Origin of the sequence: Roseomonas sp. 18066, from assembly GCF_902706185.1 — a bacterium.
In the GTDB taxonomy this organism is placed as follows: Bacteria; Pseudomonadota; Alphaproteobacteria; order Acetobacterales; family Acetobacteraceae; genus Pseudoroseomonas.
This window is the reverse complement of record NZ_CACSJM010000011.1, coordinates 1-15,284: the sequence shown is the minus strand read 5'-3', so window position 1 is coordinate 15,284 and position 15,284 is coordinate 1. Positions and strand designations below refer to the sequence as shown.

Below are 15,284 nucleotides of genomic sequence, written 5' to 3'. Positions count from 1 at the left end.
GGGCGCCGCCGCCGGGGTCACCTGTCCGAACCGCGACTGCGTGTCGCTCGCGAATCGGATCTGACCCGCATGCCCCCTTCCTTTCGTGTCCCCCTGCTGGCGGCGCTGCTGCTTCCCGCCCCGTTGCTTTCCGCCCCGGCCGCCGCGCAATCGGCGATCGACTTCGCCATCCCGGCGCAGCCGCTGCCCACCGCGCTGGTCGCCTTCTACCGGCAATCCGGCGTGCAGCTGCTCTATGACGCGGCCATCGCCGAGGGGCGGCAGTCCCCCGGCCTGTCGGGCCGCGCGACGCCGGAGGAGGCGCTGCGCCGGCTGCTGGTCGGCACCGGCCTGGGCTTCCGCTTCACCGCCCCGGGCGTCGTCACCCTGACCCCGCCGCCGGCCCGCGAAGGCGCCCTCGAACTGCCGGAGGTCTCGGTGCAGGGGGCGCGCGCCACCTCCACCATGGGCGCGCCGCTGCCGGCGCTGCCGGGCGGGCAGGTGGCGTCCGGGCAGCAGATGGGGCTGCTGGGGCGGCGGGAGGTGATGGACACGCCCTTCAGCAGCCAGGCCTTCACCCAGCGCTTCATCGCCGACAGCCAGGCGCAGTCGGTGGCCGATGTGGTCTCCAGCGACCCGGCGGTGCGGCTGGGCGACCCGACCAACAACGGCAACGCCAATTCCTTCAGCATGCGCGGCATCTTCCTGGGCAATGGCTCGATCGGCTTCGACGGCATGTACGGGCTGGCGCCGAATTCCCAGACCACGCTGATCGGCATCGAGCGGGTCGAGGTGCTGCGCGGCCCGGCCGCCTTCCTGTCCGGCATGTCGCCGTCGGGCGTCGGCGGCGTCATCAACCTGGTGCCCAAGCGCGCCGAGGCCGAGCCGCTGGCCGAGCTGACACTCGACTATCTGTCGGATTCCCGCCTCGGCACCCGCATCGATTACGGCCGCCGCTTCGGCGCGCAGCAGGAATGGGGTGTCCGGCTGAACGGCCAGTATCGCGATGGCCGCACCTCGGTGAACGGCCAGAGCCAGGAGCTCGGCGCCGCCACCCTCGGCCTCGACTATCGCGGCGAGCGGCTGCGCCTGTCGGCCGATCTCGGCTACCAGAGCCTGCAGACCGACCGCGCCAATATCACCATCACCCCGGCCGCGGGGCAGGGGGTGGCGGCGCCGCCGGATCCGCGCCGCAGCTATGTCTCGCCCTGGAACTTCACCCAGCTCCAGGACAGCTACGGCGCCGTCCGCGCCGAATACGACATCCTGCCCGACCTGACCGCCTTCGCCGCCGCCGGCACCAGCCATACCGACTGGAACCAGGTGCTGGACCAGGGCACGGCGGTGCTGCCGAATGGCAATTTCCTCAGCACCGCCAACTACAACCAGATCACCATCGACCGCCGCACCGGCGAGCTCGGCCTGCGCGGCCGCTTCCGCACCGGGCCGGTGCAGCACAGCGTCAGCCTGGGCTACAGCGCCTATTGGGCGATCCGCGACAGCGCCGGTGGGCTGGCGCTGAGCTCGATCCGCTCCAACCTGTACAACCCGGTCTTCAACCCGGCGCCCTTCCTGCCGCGGCGGACGCCGACCAGGCAGAGCGACACCGTCTTCCAGAGCCTCGCTTTGGCCGACACCATGTCGGTCCTGGACGAGCGCATCCAGCTGACGGTCGGCGCCCGGCGCCAGGATATTTCGGTCAGCAACTACGCGACCGCGACCGGCGCCAAGACCTCGGGCTATGAGCAGGATGTGGTCACGCCCGTCGTCGGGCTGGTGGTGAAGCCCTGGCGCAACGTTTCCCTCTACGCCTCCTATATCGAGGCGCTGCAGCAGGGCACGGTGGTGGCGCAGACCTACCGCAATGGCGGCGAGACGCTGGCGCCGTACGTCTCCAAGCAATACGAGGCCGGGGCGAAATTCGACCTGGGCGTGGCGCTGGCCACCATCAGCGCCTTCCAGATCACCCAGGAATCCGGCATCGCCGACGCCGCCACCAACAGCTTCCGCGCCGAGGGCGAGCAGCGCTTCCGCGGCACCGAGCTGACCATCGCCGGCGAGCCGCTGCCCGGCTTCCGCCTGGTCGCCGGCGCCATGTTCCTGGACGCCGAGCAGAGCAAGACCCAAGGGGGGCTCTATGATGGCCGGCGGGTGCTGGGCGTGGCGCGGACCAACCTCAACCTGACCGGCGAATGGGACCCGGCCTTCGTGCCGAACCTGACGCTGAGCGCGCGGGCGATCTACACCGGCAACAACTATGCCGATGCCGCCAACAAGCAGAGCCTGGGGGCCTCGACGACGGTGGATCTGGGGGCGCGCTATGTGATCGAGCGGGCCGAGGCCAGGCCGATCGTGCTGCGGGCGGCGGTGCGCAATGTCTTCGACACGCGCTACTGGACGCTCTACCCGGGTTTTTCCCTGCTGAACCAGAACGAGGCGCGGACCTACGTCGTGTCAGCCACGTTTAGCTTCTGACGCGGCTCCGCCGCGGGGCAGCTTCTGAGAAGTGCCGCCGGGCGCCATCGGCGCCCGGCGACGGGTCGAAAATCAGGAAGAACGACCGCGGCCGCCGGTGCCCTTGCCCAGGCCGATCTGCTTGGCCAGCGAGGACCGCTTGGCGGCATAGTCGGGCGCGACCATGGGGTAGTCGGCCGGCAGGTTCCAGCGCTCGCGATACTGCGCAGGCGTCATGCCATAGGCGGTCTGCAGATGCCGCTTCAGCATCTTCAGCTTCTTGCCGTCTTCCAGGCAGACCAGATATTCCGGCATCACCGACTTCTTGATCGGCACCGCCGGCTGCGGCCGCTCGGCGACCTCGGGGGCGGCCTGCACCGGGGTGGTGCCGAGCCCGGCCAGGCTGCGATAGACCTGCTCGATCAGCACCGGCACGTCGCCCGCCTGCACCGCGTTATGCCCGACATGGGCGGCAACGATCTGGGCGGTCAGGGTCAGCAAATCCGTCTTCGTCGCGTCGTCGGGCATTTCTCGGACACCATCTTTCGGTGGGGGAAACCCGGTGTATAAGGGGCCGCGCCGTATGTAAATCCGGTGTAAATTTTAATCGCGTTCAACTATTGCGACGCCCCCCGCTACCGCCCCCTCAGTCGAGAACGAAAGCCGGCCGCGGCACCAGGTCCAGCTTCACCGCCTTGACCCCCGGAATGCCTTCCGCCAGCACCCGCAGGCCACGGCCGATCTCCTCGCCGCGGCTGAAGCCGTGGAAGGTGACGATGCCGCCGCGCACCTCGACGAAGATCAGGTAGGAATCGGCCCAGGGCTGCGCCGCCATGGCGTCGCGCAGCCGCTGGTGGATCTCGCGGTCGGTCGGGGCGGTCGCCGCCGCCTCGGGCGGGGCCAGCACCGCGCGCATCAGGTCGGCGCGCGACAGGATGCCGACCAGCTGGCCGTCGCGCAGCACCGGCAGCCGCCGCACCTTGGCCGATTCAAGCTGCGCCGCCGCGGCCGAGACCGTGGCATCCTCGGTGGTGCTGACGATCCCGGTCGACATCAGGTCGCGGGCGGTGCGGCCATGGCTGCGGGCGTAATGCTCGGCCTGGGCCGGGGCCGAATCGATCAGCCGGCGGAACCAGCCGCGCGGCGCCTCGCCCTCGGCCGCCAGCTGCCGGATCAGGTCGCCCTCGGTCACCATCCCGAGCAGCTTTCCCGCCGCATCCACCACCGGCACGCCGGAAATGCCGCGCTCGGCGAAGAGCGCGGCCAGGGCGGCGGCCGGGGTCTCCGGCGCCACCGTCATGGCATCCCGCGTCATCACATCCCTCACCAGCATTTTTTGTCCTTTCAGGTCGGTCGGGCGGGGAGGCGGGACGCATCCCACACCCCGTGGCCATCGATACATGAAGGAAAGTTAACCTGAATTGATCTGGATCAAGCGCGGCCGGCTTCACGGCTCCGGCATCAGCGCCAGGGCCTCGGCCAGGCCAGGGCGCCGCGCCACCTCGGGCTGGACGCAGGCCGCCGCCAGCGGGCCGAGGCTGCCGTCGAGCGCCGGGCAGGCGGCCACCAGCTCCTGCAGCAGGATGCCCAGCGCCCGGCTTTCCAGCTTCGCCAGCGCCGCCCCGTCGCGGCCCAGCAGGCTGGCGGCGCCGAAATCGCTGAGCACCGCCTCGCCGCGTGTCCCGTCCCACAGCAGGTTGTGCGCATAGAGGTCGCCATGCAGCAGGCCGCGGCCGTGCAGATGCGCCGCCGCCGCGGCGGCGGCGCGGGCCAGGCGCAGCCCGGCTTCGGCGCCGAGGCGGCGGCCCTCCGGCCAGATGTCGCGCGAGCAGGAGGCCAGGCTCGGCGGCCCGGCCAGCGCCTGCCAGCCGGATGGCAGCCGCGGCATCACCAGCCCGGCCAGCCCGTCGGGATGCGCCTCGATGCGGCCCAGCGCCCCGGGCAGGTGCGGATGTGCCCCCGCGGCCAGGCAGGCGGCCATCTCGCGCTCCGGCAGGCCGTCGCTGGTCATGGCGCCCTTGAACAGCTTCAGCGCCACGCTGCGCGCCCCCGCCCCGGGCTGCTGCCAGCGCGCCGCCACCACCCGGCCGGAGGCGCCCTCGCCCAGCAGCGCGCCGGGCTCCAGCTCCGCCCAGCGGATCGCCGGCGCCGCCGGCACCGGGGAAGCCCCCTCGAAGGGGTTGCCAGCGTAAGCGAGCCAGGCGAGGGCGGGCAGCCGCGCCAGCCAGCCCGGCAGCGCCTGCAGGTCGTTCGCCGCCAGCCGCAGCAGCTCCAGCGCCGGCGCGGCTGCCAGACTGTCGGGCAGCGCGCGCAGCCGGTTCCCCGCCAGCAGCAGCTTTTTCAGGTCCGGCCGCTCGCCGAGAGAAGCGGGCAGAACCGACAGAAAATTGTCGGTCAGGGTGAGCCAGCGCAGGCAGGGCGGCAGCGCCTCGGCCGGCAGCGCCTCCATGCCGCAGCCACGGGCGCCGACCTGGCTGAGCGCGGCGCAATCCCCCAGCACCGGCGGCAGCCGCCGCAGCGGGTTGCCCGAGAGGAACACCGCCGTCAGCCGCGTCAGCCGGGCGAATTCCGCCGGCAGATCCGCAAGCCGATTGTCGCTGAGGTCGAGCACCTCCAGCGTCGGCGCCAGCGCCAGGATCTCCGGCGGCAGGGTGGCCAGGCCCAGCCCGGGCAGCCGCAGCGCCCGCAGCCCCGCCAGCCGGCCGGCACGCAGCGCCGCCAGCCGCGCGGCCGGGGTCATCGAGGCAGCCTCGGCGGTGGCATCCATCGGGCTTTCTTCAGCCCTGGCGGCGACCCTGGCAAGCCTGCCGCGCTGCAGCCTCGGGGCGAACCGGTTCCAGTCTGGCGCCGCCCTTGCATCCGGCGCAGGAAGCGACTTCATTCGGGCCGATTGGCCACCCCCTCATGCCTGCCGCGCGGAGCTTTGCATGGCCCTGGTGAAGACCTCCGACCTGCCGCGCAAGCCCGGCCAGGGCCCTGTCGAGGCCGAGCCGCCGGTGACCCGCCTGCGCGCCCCGCTCGCCGCCCCGGTGGCCAGCCGCCGCGCCCAGGACCGCGCCCGGCTGCGCCGGCAGAAGGCGGCCGAGCGCATCGGCGCCGCCACCGAGGAGCTGGCGGCCGGCGTCGCCCAGGCCGCCGCCGCGTCGCAGCAGCTGCGCCGCGCGCTGCACCAGATCGCCGGCGCCGCCAGCGAGGCCGCCGGCGCCGCGCAGGAAAGCCAGGGCTCGGTCGAGAATGTCAGCGCCGTCTTCCTGCAGGCGCGCGACCGCGCCGAGCTGCTGCGCCGCCGCGCCGACGCGCTGCAGATCCTGCTGCTGGAGACCGGCGGCCAGATCGACGCCGCCGCCGCCGCCGTCGCCGAGAATGCCGCGCGCCAGCGCCGCTCGGTCGCCGTGGTCGAGGGGCTGGAGCGCCAGGCCGCCGAGATCGGCGAGATCACCGTGCTGATCGCCGATATCGCCGACCAGACCAACCTGCTGGCGCTGAACGCCGCGATCGAGGCCAGCCGCGCCGGCGAGGCCGGCCGCGGCTTCGCCGTGGTGGCCGAGGAGGTGCGCGCCTTCGCCGAGGCCAGCGAGGCCTCCGCCGCCGAGGTCGCCCGGCTGGCCGAGAGCGTCGGCGGCGAGGTGCGGACGGTGGCCGGGCGGATCCGCGCCGCTGCCGGCCTGGCCGAATCCGAGGCCACCAATGGCCGCGGCGTGGTCGGCCGGCTGGAGGCGATGCGCGGCGAGATGGTGGCCATGGTCGAGCAGGCCGAGCTGATCCTGGGTGCGGCGCAGGAGGCCGAGCTCGGCATGCAGGAGGCGCAGCGCGGCGCCGCGCTGATCGCCGCGGCGGCCGAGCAGCAGGCCGCGGCGGCCGAGGAATCGCAGCGCGCCGTCGAGCAGCAGGGCCAGGCGCTGGAGCAGAGCCACACCACCGCCCAAACGCTGGCGGTGATCGCCGAGGAGCTGCTGTCCGGCGGCGGCCAGGGCAAGGCCGACCAGGTGGCCGCGGCGGCCGAGCAGCTGTCGGCCAGCGTGCAGGAGCTGTCGGCGGCGGCCGGGCAGATCATGGCCTCGATCGGCCAGATCAGCCGCGGCGCCGAGGCGCAGGCGGCGGCGACCCGGCAATCGGCCGCCGCCATGGCCGGCATCGAGCGCGCGGCGCTGCGCACCCGCGACGGCGCCGCCGCCAGCGCCGGGCGGCTGCAGGGCATGCGGCCGCAGCTGGCCGAGGGGCGCGGCGCGGTGCAGCGGCTGTCCGGCAGCCTGGCGCAGGTCTCGGCCGAGGCGGCGGCGGTGGCCGCGCTGATCGGCTCGCTGCAGCAGATGGCGCGGCGCATCGGCAAGGTGGTGGACGGCATCGCGCTGGTCGCGGCGCAGACCAACATGCTGGCGGTCAGCGGCGCGGTGGAGGCGGCGCGCGCCGGCGAGGCGGGCGGCGGCTTCGCCACCGTCTCGGCCGATATCCGCGCGCTGGCCCGCGATGCCGCCGGCAATGCCGAGCGGATGCAGGATGCGGTGGAGGAGATTCGCGAGCAGATCGGCCTGGTGCGGCGCGACCTGGAGCAGGTCGGGCTGGCCGCCACCGCCGAGATCGGCCGCAACCAGCAGATCGCCGGCAGGCTGGCCGCGGTCGAGGGCGAGGTGGCGGCGCTGGCCGCGGCCACGGCGGAAATCCTCGACGGCACCGGCCTGGCGCTGGGCGCGGTGCGCGAGGTGGTGACCGGCACGCAGCAGATCGCCACCGCCGCCGGGCAGGCCAGCAGCGCCGCGGTGGAATCGGCCGCGGCCGCCCGGCAGCAGGCGCGCGGCGCCGAGGACCTGGCCGCCGCCATCGAGGATATCGCCAGCCTCGCCGACGAATTGCAGATCGCGGAAGGCTGAGCCGATGGCGGGCAGCGGCCTGCAGGTGGAGGAGCGGGCCCCGGAAGCCAGGGCGCCGGAAGACAGGACGCTGGTGTTCCGGGCGGGCGGCGCGCGGCACGGGCTGCCGGCCGGGCTGGTGGCGGAGCTCGCCCGGCCCGGCGCGCTGACCCGGGTGCCGCGCGCGCCGGACAGCCTGCTGGGGCTGATGCACCGGCGCGGCGCGGTGCTGCCGGTGGTCTCGCTGCCGGCGCTGCTGCGCCCGGGCGCGCCGCCGCCCTCGGGCGCCGCGGCGCGGCTGCTGGTGCTGCAGGGCGACACGCCCTGCGCGCTGCTGGTCGAGGCGGTGGAGGGGCTGGCCGCGGCCGATGCGGCGCCGCCGCTCGACCTGCCAGCGCTGCTCGCCCGCGACTTCCTCGCGATGCACCGGCGCGAGGCGGCGGAGGCGGCCGCCCCCGATCCCGTGCCGGCGGCGCCCGCCGCGCCGATGCTGCAGCTGCTGCGCTTCGCGCTGGCCGGCCAGGAATTCTGCCTGCCGCTGCAGGCGGTGCGCGGCGTCGCCCGGCGCCCGGCCGGGCTGGTGCCGCTGCCCGGCGCCGATGCGGCGATGCTGGGCATCATCGCGCTCGAGGATGCGGCGGCGGGCAGCCGGCTGCGGCCGCTGGTGTCGCTGCGGCGGCTGCTGGGGCTGGCCGGCGACCCGGCGGCGGGCGAGCGGGTGATCCTGCTGGCGGTGGCCGGGGCCGAGCTCGCCATGCCGGTCGATGCGCTGCGCGGCGTGCTGCGGCTGCCGGCGGCGGCGCTGGACGCGGTGCCGCCGGTGCTGGCGCGCGCGGTGGCCGAGGCGCGGGTCGCCGGGCTGCTGCGGCTGCCCGACGGGCGGCTGGCCTCGCTGCTCGACCCGGCGCGGCTGCTGGATGCGGCGACGCTGGCCGCGCTGCCGGCGCAGCCCGCCGCGGCGGGCTGCGCCGCCTTGGCCGGCGGCGCGGTGCTGCTGCCCTTCCGCCTCGGCGCCGAGCGCTATGCCCTGCCGGCCGCGGTGGTGCGCGGCGTGCTGCGCCGTCCCGCGCAGCTGGCGCCGCTGCCGCGCGCGCCGGATTTCATCGCCGGCCTGCTGAGCTGGCGCGGCGCCGCCCTGGCGGTGGTCGACCAGCGCCGCCGCTTCGGCCTGCCGCCCGGGCCCGAGGGCCAGCGGCTGCTGGTGCTGGCGGTGAACGGCGTCACCTTCGCCCTCGCCGTGGAGGCGGTGGAGCGGATCGGCGCCTGGCCCGCCGCCGCGCTGCGCCCGGCGCCGCCCGGCCTGCCCGCGCTCTTCGACGGTATCGCGCTGGCCCTGGATGGGCTGGCCGGCGACGCGCCGCTGCTGCTGCTCGACCCCGCCACCCTGCTGGCCGAGGCCGAGCGCGACCTGCTGGCCGCCCTGCCGCGCCAGGCGGCCGCCACGGGGGCTGCCACGGGGGCCGCCGCAGGGGCTGCCACTGGGGCCGCCACGGGGGGCGCCACATGATCCGCCTGCTGGTGGTCGATGATTCGGCGCTGCTGCGCCGGCTGATGCGCCAGGTCTTCGCGGTGGAGGCGGATTTCGAGCTGGCCTTCGCCCGTGATGGGATCGAGGCGCTGGAGCAGCTGCATGCCTTCAAGCCGGATGTGGTCACCCTCGACCTGACCATGCCGCGGATGGACGGGCTCGCCTGCCTGGACCGCATCATGGTCGAGCGGCCGAGCCGGGTGGTGATGCTCTCCTCCCTGACCGCCGCGGGGGCGGAGGAAACCTTGGAAGCCATGGCGCTGGGCGCCGTCGACTTCGTCGCCAAGCCGGCCGGGGCGCTGTCCCTGGCGCTGGCCGAGTTCGGTCCGCTGGTGGTGGAGACGGTGCGGCGCGCCGCGACCGCCCGGCTGCGCGCCAGCGCCCGCCTGGCCGAGCGGCTGCGCAGCCGCGCCGCCCTGCTGCCGCCCGACGCGGCGCCGCCGATGCCGCTGCCGGTGCTGCACGCGGCCGCTTTGGCCGCAGATGTGACCGCCGGGGCGGCGCTGGCCGCGGCCGCCCTGCCGGCCGAGGGGCTGGTGCTGGTCGGCACCTCGACCGGGGGGCCCGCGGCGCTCGACGTGCTGCTGGCCGGGCTGCCGGCGGATTTCCCCTGGCCGGTGGTGATCGCCCAGCACATGCCGGCCAGCTTCACCGGCCCGCTGGCGCGGCGGCTGGACCGGCAATGCGCGCTGCGGGTGACCGAGGTGACCGGGCCGCAGCCGCTGCGCCCCGGCCATGCCTATATCGGCCGCGGCGATGCCGACCTGCTGGTGGGCCGCCGCGCCGGCGGGCTGGTGGCGCTGGCGGCGCCGAGCGATCCGGCGCATCGCTGGCATCCCAGCGTCGACCGGCTGGTCGACAGCGCGCTGGGCGTGCTGCCGCCGCCGGCGCTGATCGGCGTGCTGATGACCGGCATGGGCTATGACGGCGCCGCCGCCATGGGCCGGCTGCATGCCGCGGGCGGTCGCACCATCGCCGAGGCGGAGAGCAGCGCCGTGGTCTGGGGCATGCCCGGCGCGCTGGCGCAGTCGGGCGGCGCCTCGGCCGTCGTCGCGCTGCCGCGCATCGCGCCGCGCCTGCTGGAATGGCTGGCATGAGCGCCGGGGAGGCGGCCTCGTCCGGCCTGCTCTCGGCCGAGGAGCTGCAGCGGCTCTGCGACCTGATCTATCGCCGCACCGGCATCGCCTATGGCGAGCCGAAGCGCGCCTATGTCGAGCGCCGCCTGGCCGAGCGCATGACGGCCACCGGCCAGGGCGGCTTCGCCGGCTACATGGCGCTGCTGCGCACCAGCGCCGCCGAGGTCGAGCAGCTGATCAACAGCCTGACGGTCAACGAGACCTATTTCTACCGCGAGGAGCACCAGCTGGGCTGCCTGGTGCATGACCTGCTGCCGGAGATCGTCCGCCGCCGCGGCGCGGGCGACCTGGTGCGGATCTGGTCGATGCCCTGCTCGACCGGCGAGGAGGCCTATTCGATCGCGCTCTGGCTGCTGGAGAACTGGCCGCTGGTCGATGCCTACCACGTCGAGATCATCGGCTCCGACATCGACAGCCGGGCGCTGGCCGATGCGCTGCGCGCCGATTACGGCGAGCGCGCGCTGGCCCGGCTGCCGCCCTCGGTGCTGACCGATTATTTCGAGCCGGCCCGCGGCGGCACCCGCCGGCTGATCCGCGACCTGCGCGAATCCGTCAGCTTCACCCAGGCCAATCTCATCGAGGCCGAGAGCATGGCGATGCAGGGCCGCTTCGACGTGATCTTCTGCCGCAACGTGCTGATCTATTTCGACGAGGCCTCGCGCCGCCAGGCCGCCGGGCGGCTGTGGGACGCGCTGAACCCCGGCGGCTTCCTGTGCCTGGGCCACAGCGAGAGCATGGCGCGCATCTCCGACCGCTTCGCCATGCGCCGCTTCGCCGAGGCCGTGATCTACCAGCGGCCGCTCGACTGATGGCGGAGGCGGCGATGGACGAGCTGCTGGCGCAGTTCCTGATCGAGGCGCCGGAGCTGGCGCAGCAGCTGGCCGAGGCGCTGCTGGCGCTGGAGCGCGCCCCCGGCCCCGGCCCGGCGCTGGATGCCGCCTTCCGCCATGCGCACACGCTGAAGGGCTCGGTGCAGCTGTTCGACCTGCCGCCGCTGGCCGGGCTGCTGCATGCGGCGGAGGACCTGCTGGGGTCGCTCCGCGCCGGCGACCGCGCCCCCGATGGCGCCGCGCTCGACGCGCTGCTGGCCGCGGCCGGGGCGGTGGAGGGCTGGATCATGGGGCTGGCGGGCGAGGGCGCCGGCATCGGCCTGCCCGCCGGGGCCACCACCGAGGGCGCCCGCCACGAGGCCGCGCTGCGCGCCCTGCTGGACGGCCCCGCGGCGCCGCTGCCGGCCGAGCCGCCGGCCGGCCTCGCCTGGCTGCCCGCCTTGCTGGCCGAGGCCGCCGACCCGCTGGCCGAGGCCCGCGCCGCCAGCCTGCCGGTCACCGCGCTGCAGTATCGGCCGGCCGCCGATTGCTTCTTCCTGGGCGACGATCCCTTCGGCCTGCTGCGCCGGCTGCCCGGGCTGGTCGCGCTGCGGGTCACGCCGCGCGCCGCCTGGAACCTCGGCAACTTCGACCCCTTCGCCTGCAACCTGGATTTCGCGGCGCTGAGCACCGCCTCGCCGGAGGCGCTGCGCCAGCACCTGCGCTTCGTCGCCGACCAGGTGGAATGGGCCCCGGTCGTCTCCGCCGCCGCCGCCGAGGCCGGCGCCACCCCCACCGTCGCCGCCACCCGCGACCCCGGCCAGCGGCTGCTGCGGGTCGAGGCGGGGCGGATCGACGGCATGATGGACATGGTGGCCGAGCTGGTGGTGGCGAAGACCGGCCTGGCCGGGCTGGCGCGCGAGGCCGGCGGTGCCGCGACCCCGCTCGGCCGGGCGCTGGCGGCGCGGCAGGCGGAGCTCGACCGGCTGGTCGCCGGGCTGCACCGCGCCGTGCTGGGGCTGCGCCTGGTGCCGCTGGCCCAGGGCTTCCGCCGGCTGCCGCGGCTGGCGCGGGAGCTGGCGGCGCAGCTCGGCAAGCCGGTCGCGCTGGAGATGGCCGGCGAGGAGATCGAGGCCGACAAATCCGTGGTCGACGCCCTGGCCGAGCCGCTGCTGCACCTGCTGCGCAACGCCATCGACCATGGCATCGAGCCGCCGGCGGCGCGCCAGGCGGCGGGCAAGCCGGCGACCGGCCGCATCACCCTGGCGGCGCGGCGGCTGGGCGACCAGATCCAGGTGACGCTGGCCGATGACGGCGCCGGGCTGGACCCGGCGAAGCTGCGCCGCATCGCGGGCGAGCGCGGCCTACTGCCGGCGGCCGAGCTGGCGGCGCTGGACGAGGCGGCGGCCATGGCGCTGATCTTCCGCCCGGGCTTTTCCACTGCCGCCGCGGTCACCGGCATTTCCGGCCGCGGCGTCGGCATGGATGCGGTGCGCGCTGCCATCGAGGCGCTGGGCGGCCGCGTCGCCGTGGCCAGCCGCCCGGGCCAGGGCAGCAGCTTCCGCCTGACCCTGCCGCGCGCCACGGTGATCACCCGCGTCATCCTGCTGCGGCTGGGCGAGGCGCGCTTCGGCGTGCCGATCGAGGCGGTGGCCGAGACGCTGCGCCTGCCCGAGGCCGCGATCACCCCGCTCGCCGAGGGCGAGGCCTTCGTGCTGCGCGGCCGCGCCCTGCCGCTGCTGCGGCTGTCGGATCTGCTCGGCCTGCCCGCCGCGCCGCGCGGCGCCGAGCGGCGGGTGCTGGTCACCGCCAGCGCCAGCGGCGCCGCCGCCTGCGGCATCGAGGTCGATGGCTTCGCCGAGCGGGTCGACGTCATGCTGCGGCCGATGGGCGGGCTGCTGGCCGGGCTGCCCGGCGCGCTGGGCACGGCGCTGCTGGGCGATGGTGCGGTGCTGGTGGTGCTCGACCTCGACGAGCTCGCCGGCGCCGGCACGGCCGATGCCGCCCTGCCCCAGGGCGCGCCGGCATGACGGTCGGGGTCGAGGACGGCCGGCTGTTTCTGGCCGGCGATTGCGGCGTCGAGGAGGCCGAGACCTTCCTGTCGGCGCTGCAGCAGCATCCCGGTATCGCGGTCGACCTCGCGGCGGTGGGGACGCTGCACACCGCGTTGCTGCAGGTGCTGCTGGCCTTCCGCCCGCCGCTGGCCGCGGCCCCGCGCGACGCGGCCCTGGCGCGGCTGCTGCTGCCGCTGCTCGGCCGCTGACGATGCGCCCGCCGCCGCCCCTTGCGCTGCAACCCTGGCGGGGCTTGCGTATTCCCCGCGGTGATGCGCAAGCCCGCCCAGCGCCCGCGCCTGGTTATTCCCTCGCCTGGCATTCCGCCCACGCCTGACATCCCGCCGGAGCATCCCGACCATGGCGACCACCATCCTGATCGTCGACGACAGCAAGCTGGCCCGCATCGTCGCCGGCAAGGCGGTGGCCGCGCTGCAGCCGGACTGGACGCGGGTCGAGGCCGGCAATGCCGACGAGGCGCTGGCCCGGCTGGCCGAGGGCGGCATCGACCTGGCGCTGCTCGACTTCAACATGCCCGGCCGCGACGGGCTGCAGCTGGCCGGCGAGATCCGCGCGCTGCAGCCGGAGCTGCCGATCGCCATCATCACCGCCAATGTGCAGGACGAGATCATCGCCCGGGCGCGGGCCATCAATGCCAGCTTCGTGCCGAAGCCGGTGACCGAGGAGGCGCTGCGCGGCTTCCTGTCGGGGGCCGCCCTGCGGCTGCGCAGGCGCGGCTGATGGCCGCGACCCTGCCTGCCGCATCGCCCCCCGCCGGCCTCGACCTCGACGAGCTCGAGCGCGACGCGCTGACCGAGCTGGTCAATATCGGCGTCAGCCGCGCCGCCGCGGCGCTGCGCAAGATGGTCGGCCGCCAGGTGCTGCTCTCGGTCCCCTCGGCCGAGGTGATCAGCCGCCGCACCGCCGCGCGGCTGATCGGCCAGCGCGAATCCGAGCCGCTGGTGGCCGTGCGGCAGGATTTCGCCGGCGCCTTCTCCGGCCGCGCGCTGCTGATCTTCCCCGAGGGCCGCGGCCTGGAGCTGGTGCGCGCCGTGGTCGGCGAGGCGCTGGGCGAGGCGGAGATGCGCGGGCTGGAGGACGAGGCGCTGGCCGAGACCGGCAATGTCATCCTCAATGGCTGCCTGGCGACCATGGCCAACATGCTGCGCGAATCGCTGACCATGTCGCTGCCCGAGGTGGTGCGCGGCGATGGCGGCATGCTGTTCGAGCTGGTGCGCGACGAGGATGGCGACGGGCTGGTGCTGTTCCTCTACATCAACTTCGCCGTGCTGGACCGCGACATCCACGGCTATATCGCCATGCTGATGGACCTGCCGTCGCTGGCGGCGCTGAAGCTGCTGGTCGGCGAGTTCATCGCCCGGGTGATGGGCCCCGATGGCGAGGCCGCCGATGCCGGCTGAGCAGGACATGCCCGGCGCCGCGGCGGCCGCGGTCGAGGCGCGGCTGGCCGAGGTGCTGGCCACCTCCGGCGCCGCCGCCTGGGACTGGGAGATCGGCGATGGCGCCATCCAGGGCGGCCTGCTGCGCGGCGATGCCCGCTTCGCCGCGCTGCACGGCATCGGCGCCGCCGAGGCGGCGGCCGGCATCCCCAGCGGCCGCTTCTTCCGCATCATCCACCCGGCCGACCGCGCCCGCATCCGCCTGAGCATCGGCGCCGTGCTGCTGGGCGCCGAGGTCTTCTCCAAGGAATTCCGCATCCTGCCGCCCGGCGGCGCCGCGGCGGGGACGGAGGCGCTGCGCTGGGTGCATGCGCGCGGCCGCTGCCACCTGGATGACGCCGAGCGGCCGCTGCGCTTCACCGGCGTGCTGGTCGACATCACCGAGCAGAAGCGGGTCGAGGAGCAGCTGCGCATCGCCCAGACCGCGGGCGGCGTCGGCACCTTCGAGCATTGGCTGGATTTCGGCACGGCCAGCGTCTCGGCGCAGTTCTGCCGGCTGCTCGGGCTGCATCCGGCGCGCGACCTGGCGGTGCGCGGCATCAACGCCCTGGTGCTGCCCGGCGACCCGCCGATCATCGACCTGGCCGCCGGCACCGCCGGGGCCAGCGGCTTCGCCGAGCTGCGGGTGACCCGCGCCGATGACGGGGCGGTGCGCTGGCTGGCGCGGCGCGGCGAGTATCTGCGCGATGCCGAGACCAGCGCGCTGCGCTTCAGCGGCGTGCTCTACGACATCACCGAGGCCAAGCGCATCGAGGATGAGCTGCGCCGGCTGAACCAGGCGCTGGAGACGCGGGTCGATGCCCGCACCCGCGAGCGCGACCGCATCTGGCAGCAGACGCCCGATTTCTACCTGGTCTTCGATGCCGCCGGCCTGGTGCAGGCCGCCAACCCGGCCTGGCAGGCTGAGCTCGGCCTGGCGCCATCGGCGCTGCGCGACCGGCCGGTGGCCGGGCTGTTCCAGGCGGAGGACCGGGCGGCGCTGGCGGCGGCGCTGGCCAGCCTGGCGCGGGGCGGGCG

Annotated in this window: 13 protein-coding genes; 10 read left to right on the top strand and 3 right to left on the bottom strand. The window is 75.0% G+C overall.

The annotated features are described in order from the left end of the window. The first annotated feature begins 69 nt into the window (after nt 1–69). The gene (locus tag GVN67_RS03875; protein WP_159992990.1) at nt 70–2,454 is read left to right on the top strand and encodes a TonB-dependent receptor; all 2,385 of its coding nucleotides are present in this window, start codon (nt 70–72) and stop codon (nt 2,452–2,454) included. A 72-nt stretch (nt 2,455–2,526) separates the two neighbouring features. Here GVN67_RS03875 and GVN67_RS03870 read toward each other — a convergent pair whose 3' ends face one another. The 3 genes from GVN67_RS03870 to GVN67_RS03860 form a co-directional block, all read right to left on the bottom strand. Further along, nucleotides 2,527–2,961, bottom strand: a complete 435-nt coding sequence (locus tag GVN67_RS03870; protein WP_159992988.1) for a MucR family transcriptional regulator — start codon at nt 2,959–2,961, stop codon at nt 2,527–2,529. Nucleotides 2,962–3,079: 118 nt separating this feature from the next. Beyond that, entirely contained in the window at nt 3,080–3,766 is a 687-nt protein-coding gene (locus GVN67_RS03865; RefSeq protein WP_159992986.1) for a CBS domain-containing protein, read from the bottom strand. A gap of 114 nt (nt 3,767–3,880) precedes the next feature. Further along, nucleotides 3,881–5,200, bottom strand: a complete 1,320-nt coding sequence (locus tag GVN67_RS03860; RefSeq protein WP_200845114.1) for a leucine-rich repeat domain-containing protein — start codon at nt 5,198–5,200, stop codon at nt 3,881–3,883. Between the two features lie 160 nt (nt 5,201–5,360). Between GVN67_RS03860 and GVN67_RS03855 the strand changes: the two genes are divergently transcribed. The 9 genes from GVN67_RS03855 to GVN67_RS03815 all read left to right on the top strand — a co-directional run. Beyond that, nucleotides 5,361–7,301: a methyl-accepting chemotaxis protein gene (locus tag GVN67_RS03855; protein ID WP_159992984.1), complete on the top strand. Its 1,941-nt coding sequence runs from the start codon at nt 5,361–5,363 to the stop codon at nt 7,299–7,301. Between the two features lie 4 nt (nt 7,302–7,305). Continuing rightward, a complete protein-coding gene (locus tag GVN67_RS03850) occupies nt 7,306–8,787 on the top strand; it encodes a chemotaxis protein CheW (protein ID WP_159992982.1) in 1,482 nt (493 codons plus the stop codon). Then, on the top strand, nt 8,784–9,905 hold the full coding sequence (gene cheB, locus GVN67_RS03845) for a chemotaxis-specific protein-glutamate methyltransferase CheB (protein ID WP_159992980.1): 1,122 nt from the start codon (nt 8,784–8,786) through the stop codon (nt 9,903–9,905). The genes GVN67_RS03850 and cheB overlap by 4 nt, the downstream gene beginning before the upstream one ends. After that, the gene (locus tag GVN67_RS03840) at nt 9,902–10,753 is read left to right on the top strand and encodes a protein-glutamate O-methyltransferase CheR (RefSeq protein WP_159992978.1); all 852 of its coding nucleotides are present in this window, start codon (nt 9,902–9,904) and stop codon (nt 10,751–10,753) included. Before cheB ends, GVN67_RS03840 begins: the two co-directional genes overlap by 4 nt. A gap of 14 nt (nt 10,754–10,767) precedes the next feature. Continuing rightward, on the top strand, nt 10,768–12,783 hold the full coding sequence (locus GVN67_RS03835) for a chemotaxis protein CheA (RefSeq protein ID WP_159992976.1): 2,016 nt from the start codon (nt 10,768–10,770) through the stop codon (nt 12,781–12,783). Continuing rightward, nucleotides 12,780–13,016 (top strand): hypothetical protein, encoded by a 237-nt coding sequence (locus tag GVN67_RS03830; RefSeq protein WP_159992974.1) that lies wholly within the window; start codon nt 12,780–12,782, stop codon nt 13,014–13,016. The genes GVN67_RS03835 and GVN67_RS03830 overlap by 4 nt, the downstream gene beginning before the upstream one ends. A 151-nt stretch (nt 13,017–13,167) precedes the next feature. Further along, entirely contained in the window at nt 13,168–13,548 is a 381-nt protein-coding gene (locus GVN67_RS03825; protein WP_159992972.1) for a response regulator, read from the top strand. Beyond that, entirely contained in the window at nt 13,548–14,228 is a 681-nt protein-coding gene (locus GVN67_RS03820; protein WP_159992970.1) for a chemotaxis protein CheX, read from the top strand. The genes GVN67_RS03825 and GVN67_RS03820 overlap by 1 nt, the downstream gene beginning before the upstream one ends. Beyond that, on the top strand, nt 14,218–15,284 hold a 1,067-nt coding region (locus tag GVN67_RS03815), incomplete at its 3' end, for a PAS domain-containing protein (protein ID WP_159992968.1). The genes GVN67_RS03820 and GVN67_RS03815, both read left to right, overlap by 11 nt.

What these genes read in the sequence shown, in the direction of transcription:
- GVN67_RS03840 (WP_159992978.1), top strand. Translation starts at nt 9,902, where the DNA reads ATGAGCGCCGGGGAGGCGGCCTCGTCCGGCCTGCTCTCGGCCGAGGAG.
- GVN67_RS03850 (WP_159992982.1), top strand. Translation starts at nt 7,306, where the DNA reads ATGGCGGGCAGCGGCCTGCAGGTGGAGGAGCGGGCCCCGGAAGCCAGG.
- GVN67_RS03865 (WP_159992986.1), bottom strand. Translation starts at nt 3,766, where the DNA reads ATGCTGGTGAGGGATGTGATGACGCGGGATGCCATGACGGTGGCGCCG.
- GVN67_RS03870 (WP_159992988.1), bottom strand. Translation starts at nt 2,961, where the DNA reads ATGCCCGACGACGCGACGAAGACGGATTTGCTGACCCTGACCGCCCAG.
- GVN67_RS03860 (WP_200845114.1), bottom strand. Translation starts at nt 5,200, where the DNA reads ATGGATGCCACCGCCGAGGCTGCCTCGATGACCCCGGCCGCGCGGCTG.
- GVN67_RS03835 (WP_159992976.1), top strand. Translation starts at nt 10,768, where the DNA reads ATGGACGAGCTGCTGGCGCAGTTCCTGATCGAGGCGCCGGAGCTGGCG.
- GVN67_RS03875 (WP_159992990.1), top strand. Translation starts at nt 70, where the DNA reads ATGCCCCCTTCCTTTCGTGTCCCCCTGCTGGCGGCGCTGCTGCTTCCC.
- GVN67_RS03825 (WP_159992972.1), top strand. Translation starts at nt 13,168, where the DNA reads ATGGCGACCACCATCCTGATCGTCGACGACAGCAAGCTGGCCCGCATC.
- GVN67_RS03830 (WP_159992974.1), top strand. Translation starts at nt 12,780, where the DNA reads ATGACGGTCGGGGTCGAGGACGGCCGGCTGTTTCTGGCCGGCGATTGC.
- GVN67_RS03855 (WP_159992984.1), top strand. Translation starts at nt 5,361, where the DNA reads ATGGCCCTGGTGAAGACCTCCGACCTGCCGCGCAAGCCCGGCCAGGGC.
- GVN67_RS03820 (WP_159992970.1), top strand. Translation starts at nt 13,548, where the DNA reads ATGGCCGCGACCCTGCCTGCCGCATCGCCCCCCGCCGGCCTCGACCTC.
- cheB (WP_159992980.1), top strand. Translation starts at nt 8,784, where the DNA reads ATGATCCGCCTGCTGGTGGTCGATGATTCGGCGCTGCTGCGCCGGCTG.